General features: G+C 74.7%; 6 protein-coding genes. 2 read left to right on the top strand and 4 right to left on the bottom strand.

Annotated features, from left to right (window positions below; all coding sequences use genetic code 11):
• Positions 1-130 precede the first annotated feature (130 nt).
• The gene (locus G3I42_RS24690) at positions 131-1,798 is read left to right on the top strand and encodes a bifunctional 3'-5' exonuclease/DNA polymerase (protein ID WP_164289408.1); all 1,668 of its coding nucleotides are present in this window, start codon (positions 131-133) and stop codon (positions 1,796-1,798) included.
• A 94-nt stretch (positions 1,799-1,892) separates the two neighbouring features.
• On the opposite strand, the gene G3I42_RS24685 is transcribed toward G3I42_RS24690, so the two are convergent.
• Positions 1,893-2,828, bottom strand: a complete 936-nt coding sequence (locus tag G3I42_RS24685; protein WP_164289406.1) for a M56 family metallopeptidase — start codon at positions 2,826-2,828, stop codon at positions 1,893-1,895.
• Positions 2,829-2,833: 5 nt separating this feature from the next.
• Positions 2,834-3,283 carry a BlaI/MecI/CopY family transcriptional regulator gene (locus G3I42_RS24680; RefSeq protein WP_164289405.1) on the bottom strand — a complete coding sequence of 150 codons (450 nt, stop codon included), beginning with the start codon at positions 3,281-3,283 and terminating at the stop codon, positions 2,834-2,836.
• Between the two features lie 161 nt (positions 3,284-3,444).
• Here G3I42_RS24680 and G3I42_RS24675 point away from each other — a divergent pair, with 161 nt between their 5' ends.
• Positions 3,445-4,020, top strand: coding sequence for a TerD family protein (locus G3I42_RS24675; protein ID WP_164289403.1), 576 nt, complete (start codon positions 3,445-3,447; stop codon positions 4,018-4,020).
• Positions 4,021-4,159: 139 nt separating this feature from the next.
• Here G3I42_RS24675 and G3I42_RS24670 read toward each other — a convergent pair whose 3' ends face one another.
• The gene (locus G3I42_RS24670) at positions 4,160-4,615 is read right to left on the bottom strand and encodes a TerB family tellurite resistance protein (RefSeq protein ID WP_164289401.1); all 456 of its coding nucleotides are present in this window, start codon (positions 4,613-4,615) and stop codon (positions 4,160-4,162) included.
• Positions 4,616-4,949: 334 nt separating this feature from the next.
• Positions 4,950-5,348, bottom strand: a complete 399-nt coding sequence (locus tag G3I42_RS24665; RefSeq protein ID WP_164289399.1) for a rodlin — start codon at positions 5,346-5,348, stop codon at positions 4,950-4,952.
• Positions 5,349-5,798 lie beyond the last annotated feature (450 nt).

Genomic DNA, 5,798 nt, shown 5'->3' with positions numbered 1-5,798 from the left:
GGCAGCGGGTGGCCCACCTCCCCTTTGGGAGGGTGGGGTCTGTCGCGAGGAGCGTGCGAGAAAGCCGCGGCCCACCCGCCCCCCGCGAGCCCCCCGCCCGTTGTCAGTCCCCCCTGCCAGACTCGTACACGTGACCGATCCCGCCGCCCGCTGGCTGCTCACCTCCGCCGACGCGGAGGGCCCGGCCGTGCGCGTCGCCCCGCTCACCCCCGAGGGCGCGCTCGCGGCGCCGCCCGTCACCGAGCCGGACGCGGCGACGGCGGTGCGCGCGAGGCCAGGCGTGGGCCGCTGGGTCTGGCGCGCGACGCCGCAGGTGTACCCGGCGTTGCTCGCCGCCGGGGTCCGCGTCGAGCGCTGCTACGACATCGAGGCCGCCGAGACGCTCCTGCTCGGCCACGAGGGCAGGTACGGGCAGCCGCGCTCGCTCGCCGCCGCGTGGGCCCGCCTCCACGACGCCCCCGTCCCCGAGGACCCGCCGGGCCCCTCGGCGGAGCCCGAGGCGCAGTCCTCTCTCTTCGACCCGCGCCCCGCCCCGCTCCCGCCCGAGGCGGTCGCGGAGGTCTACGCGGACCAGCTCCGCCGCCACACGAGGACGACCCACCCCGGCCGCTTCACGCTCCTCACCGGCACGGAGTCGGCGGCGACGCTCGTCGCCGCCGAGCTGAACGCGACGGGCCTGCCCTGGAGCGCGGAGCGGCACAGGGAACTCCTGCGCGACCTGCTCGGCGAGCGGTACGCGGGCGGCGGCGAGCCGCGCCGGCTCGCGGAGCTGGCGGAGGAGGTCTCCCGCGCGTTCGGCAAACGCGTCCGCCCCGACCTGCCCGCCGAGGTGCTGCGCGCCTTCGCCGAGTCGGGCGTGAAACTCACCTCGACGCGGCGCTGGGAGCTGGCGAAGGTCGACCACCCGGCGGTCGCCCCGCTGCTGACGTACAAGAAGCTGTACCGCGTGTGGACGGCGCACGGCTGGAGCTGGCTCGCGGACTGGGTGCGCGCGGGCCGTTTCCGCCCCCGGTACGTGGTGGGCGGCGCGGTCTCGGGGCGGTGGACGACGGCCGGGGGCGGCGCGCTCCAGATCCCCAAGGTGGTGCGCGGCGCGGTCGTCGCCGACCCGGGCTGGCGCCTCGTGGTGGCGGACGCGGCCCAGATGGAGCCGCGCATCCTCGCCGCCGTCGCGGGCGATCCGGCGCTCCTGGACGTGGCCGCGAAGGCGGACGACCTCTACGCGGCCGTCTCGGACCGCGCCTTCGCGGGCGACCGCGACCGCGCCAAGATCGCCGTGCTCGGCGCGATCTACGGCCAGACCTCCGGCGACGGCCTGAAGAACCTCGCGGCACTGCGCCGCCGCTTCCCGAAGGCGGTCGCCTACGTGGACGAGGCCGCCCGCGCCGGCGAGGAGGGCCGCCTCGTCCGCACATGGCTGGGCCGCACGTGCCCGCCCCTGGGCGGCGAGGCCCCGGAGGAGGCCGGCATCCCGCAGGAGGACGAGCCCGCCCCCTCCCCCTCCGCCTCCCGCGCCCGGGGCCGCTTCACCCGCAACTTCGTGGTCCAGGGCGCGGCAGCGGACTGGACCCTGCTCCTCCTCGCCGCCCTGCGCCGCGAACTCAACTCCCGGGCAGCGGAGTTGGTCTTCTTCCAGCACGACGAGGTCATCGTCCACGCCCCCGCGTCGGAGGCCCCGGACATCCCCGCCCTCATCGCGAACGCCGCCGAGGAGGCCACCCGCGTCTGCTTCGGCACCCTCCCCCTCCGCGTCCCCTTCACCACGGCGATCGTGGAGTGCTACGCGGACGCGAAGTGAGGCGGCCCGCTACGGGCGCGCTCGACCGCTACCGACGCCCCACCGCGACGGGCCGCCCCGTTCCCGGCGTCCAGGTCACCCTCGCGCCCCCACCTCACACCACCCCCGCTCCCCGCCACACCCCCACCACCGTCACCGCCGCGTTGAAGGAGGAGGCCGCTGAGACGAGGACTCCGCCGGCCGCCATCAGCGCCGCCCAGCCCACCGGCCCCGACAGCGCCCCGGTCCACCGCGCCGCCGGGGCCGGGGCGAGCAGCGCCGCCACGCGGCGGGGCACCGGGCCGGGAGAGGCGAAGGCCGGGAGGAGGTCCGTGCCGAGGAGGCCGGAGGAGGAGAGTGCCGCGCGTCCCACCGCCCGTGCCGTCACCCGCCGGTCCCCCACGATGCGCGCCGCCTCCTCGTCCGCCCATCGTTCGGCGCCGTAGGTGAGCGCCCCCACCAGGGGCCGCAGCAGCGGGTTCGCGCAGGCCGCGAGGCGGGCGAGGAGCAGCAGTCCGTGGTGGCGGCCGGCGAGGTGCGCGCGCTCGTGGGCGAGCAGCGCCCCGTACTCGCGCTCCGTCAGGCACTCCCGCATGCCGCGTGAGACGACGACGAGCGGGGGGCGGCCCGGCAGGGCGTACGCGTACGGGGCCGGGTCGGGCAGGACGGCCACGCCGTCCCCGTCCCGCAGCGCCGAGGCCGCGCGGCGCGCCGCGACCCGTGCCGTCCGGTGCCGCGTCCCCGTCCGTACGCAGGCCACGAGTGCCGCGAGCAGCGCGGCCAGCGAGGTGAAGCCCGTGACCTCGTCCCACGGCACCGCGGCCCGTACCTCCGGGTCGGCCCAGGCGTCCGGGAGGGGGTTGTGCGGGATGCGGGCCGTGCCGACGACGCCGAAGAGGCCGAGGCACACGGTGCTGCACAGGGCGAGCACGACGGCGAGCGCGGTGAGGAGGAGCGTCGCGGTGCGCGGGTGGAGGTGGCGCACGGCGAGGCGGCCGACCGGCAGCGCGGTCAGCGGGACGACGAACGGCAGGAAGACGACGTACTCCACGTACCTCAGCCCTCTCCGGAGCCCCCGGCCCCGCCACCCGCGAGCGGCCCCCGCGGCCCGCCGCCCGCGCCGCCGTCCGGCGCGCCGCCCGCGAGCAGTTCGCGCACGAGCCGTTCGTCCTCCGCCGAGAGCGAGGTGACGAAGCTCGTGAGGACCGCGTCGCGGTCGTGCTCGCCGTCGAGGAGCCGCCGCATCCGCAGCGCCGCGAGCCCCGCCTCGTCGGCGACGGCGCTCCACAGGAAGGAGCGACCCCGGCGTTCCCTGGTCACGGCGTCCTTGGAGCGGAGCCGCGTCAGGATCGTCATGACGGTCGTGTACGCGAGTTCCGCGCCGACGTGTTCGCGCACCCACCCGGCGGGTACGGGTCCGGGGGCGGAGTGGAGCACGGCGAGCACCCTGGCCTCCAGTTCGCCCTGTCCACGCCGTCGGCCGCCGTTCCGCTCGGTCCCGCTCACGCCCGCACCTCCTCGCACCCGCCCGCTCACCCCGGGCCCCGATCGTACCGAGACCGGAGGGTCCGGTCCCGCCCCTCAACTTCTACAACCCTGTAGAGCATCCTGTAGCTTCGGTAACGCGTCATATCCGGCAGCACCCCCGAGACCAAGGAGCGAACACCATGGGAGTCACGCTGGCCAAGGGCGGCAACGTCTCGCTGTCGAAGGAGGCCCCCGGGCTCACGTCGATCACGGTCGGCCTGGGCTGGGACGTCCGGACCACGACGGGCAGCGACTACGACCTCGACGCGAGCGCGCTGCTGTGCTCGGCGGCCGGGAAGGTCGTCTCGGACGCGCACTTCGTCTTCTACAACAACCTGACCAGCCCGGACGGTTCCGTGCGCCACACCGGCGACAACCTGACGGGCGAGGGCGAGGGCGACGACGAGTCGATCGAGATCGACCTCTCCCAGGTCCCCGCCGAGGTCGACAAGATCGTCTTCCCGGTCTCGATCCACGAGGCGGAGTCGCGCGGCCAGAGCTTCGGCCAGGTCCGCAACGCCTTCATCCGCGTCGTCAACCGCGAGGGCGGCGCCGAACTGGCGCGATACGACCTCTCCGAGGACGCCTCGACCGAGACGGCGATGGTCTTCGGCGAGGTCTACCGGCACGGCACGGAGTGGAAGTTCCGCGCGGTCGGCCAGGGCTACGCCTCCGGGCTCGCGGGCATCGCCTCGGACTTCGGCGTCAACGTCTGAGCGGGGCGCGGGCGGCAGAAACGAGTACGGGCCGGGGGCCGGGTGCGCCGTGACGGCGGCCCGGCCCCCGGCCCGTACCGGAGGCTCCTGCCCGAGCGTCGGAGTACCCGAGTGCCCGGGAACCCGAGCGTCCGAGTTCTCAGAGGTCGAACTCGTGCGGCGGCAGGCCCAGCGCGAAGCACGCCTCGCGCACGACGCCCTGCTCGTCCTTGTCGAAGTCGCCGTCGGCGCCGCCGATGACGATGCCGATCTGGATGACCGCGCGCGCCTCGGCGGGCTTCTTCTTGGCCTTGGCGATCTCCTGGAGGATGCCGACCTTGCCGAAGGCGAAGTCGCTCGTGAGCTTGTCGAGGTTGGCCTCGAAGCGGCGGCGCAGATCGTCGGCGGGGAAGTTCTGGAGGACCTCGTTGGAGGTGATGAGCTGCGCGACGCGCTGCCGCTCGGAGGGGTCGACGCTGCCGTCGGCCGCCGCCACGAGCGCGCACATCGCCATGCTCGCGTCGCGGAAGGCGCCGCTCTTGAGGTCGTTCTTCTTCGCGACGAGCTGTCCCTGCATCGTCTGCGCGGAATCCTTGATGCGATCCCAGAGCGCCATGAGAACTCCGTCTCTCGTAAATCCGGCCCGCCGGGTACGACGAACCGACCACGGGCAGCCCCACTGGACCCCCGTACTTCTACAGTGCTGTAGAAGCTACCAGTCGTGCCCCGGCACCCTTCCCAACGGACGGCCCGGCGGAAAAGATCCCGCCAGTCCCGCACGTCACAGGGAGCGGGAAGAGGCGGGAGACGGGAGCCGGGGAGGCGGACGGGGCCGGGTAACGAGGCCGGGAACCGGGCCCGGGAACAAGGCGGGGAACAGGCGAGGGCCCGCCCTCCCGCGCGTGTGCGTGGGGAGGGCGGGCCCTCGTCGATCCCGTCCGGGGCGGCGGTCAGCCGTTGGCGGCGCCGTTGCCCGAGAGGACCGGGATGTCGTCCAGGATGTGGGAGAGCGGCTCGTCGCCCTTGGCCTGGGTGGAGTTCTCGGTGCACTGCTGGTTCTGCGGCGAGGACAGGACGTTGATGTCCTGGACCGCGATCGGCACGAGGCCGACGAGCGAACCGGCGTTGACCTTGGCGGGCAGGCCGATGCAGGGCTTGTTGAGCGAGCCCTGGACGAGCGCGAGCTGGGGGCTCATGTTCCCGTACGTCGCCTGGTTGCCGTACGCCTGCTGGGCGCCGTTGCCCGAGACGGAGGTCGTACCACCGTCGTCGGCCAGCGCCATGGCGGGAGCGGCACCCGCACCCGCGACCGTGACGGCGACCGCGGCGGCGGCCCACAGCTTCTTCATGACTGTCCCCTTTCGGAAAGCGGACCCCGAGACAGGATCACCAGCCACCCCAACCGCCCCACCCCGCCCGGAGTTGCGCCCGCGGCCCCGCATGACACCCGATCGGCCCACGCGAAGACGCCCGCACGGGGGCGTCCGCCGCGACGCGACGCGGCGGGACCGGACCGGCGTCGCGGCCGGGGCGGGCGTCCGTCCACCCGCGCCCCGACGACCACGGAGGGGCGGCTCCCGGGGGCGGCGCCCGCGCAGTGTGCCCGGAAGGGGGAGCGCGCGGAGGGGCGCAACGCGCGCGAATCCCTCATTCGCCCCCACACCGTGCGGTGAACGGGGGACCCTGGGGTGTGACGGCCTGAGCACGGGGCACGTCCGGCGACGATGAGGAAGCATGACGGAACCTGAACCCAGAGGCGGCGGCTGGAAGCGACAGGGCTTCATCCCCGTCAGCCGCCA

Origin of the sequence: Streptomyces sp. SID11385, assembly GCF_010548245.1 — a bacterium.
Taxonomy (GTDB): Bacteria; Actinomycetota; Actinomycetes; order Streptomycetales; family Streptomycetaceae; genus Streptomyces.
Note: the sequence above shows the minus strand (reverse complement) of the source record. Positions and strands in the feature narration are given on the sequence as shown.

Excerpts from the sequence above, each read along its gene's own strand:
- G3I42_RS24675 (WP_164289403.1), top strand. The coding sequence starts at position 3,445 with ATGGGAGTCACGCTGGCCAAGGGCGGCAACGTCTCGCTGTCGAAGGAG.
- G3I42_RS24670 (WP_164289401.1), bottom strand. The coding sequence starts at position 4,615 with ATGGCGCTCTGGGATCGCATCAAGGATTCCGCGCAGACGATGCAGGGA.
- G3I42_RS24665 (WP_164289399.1), bottom strand. The coding sequence starts at position 5,348 with ATGAAGAAGCTGTGGGCCGCCGCCGCGGTCGCCGTCACGGTCGCGGGT.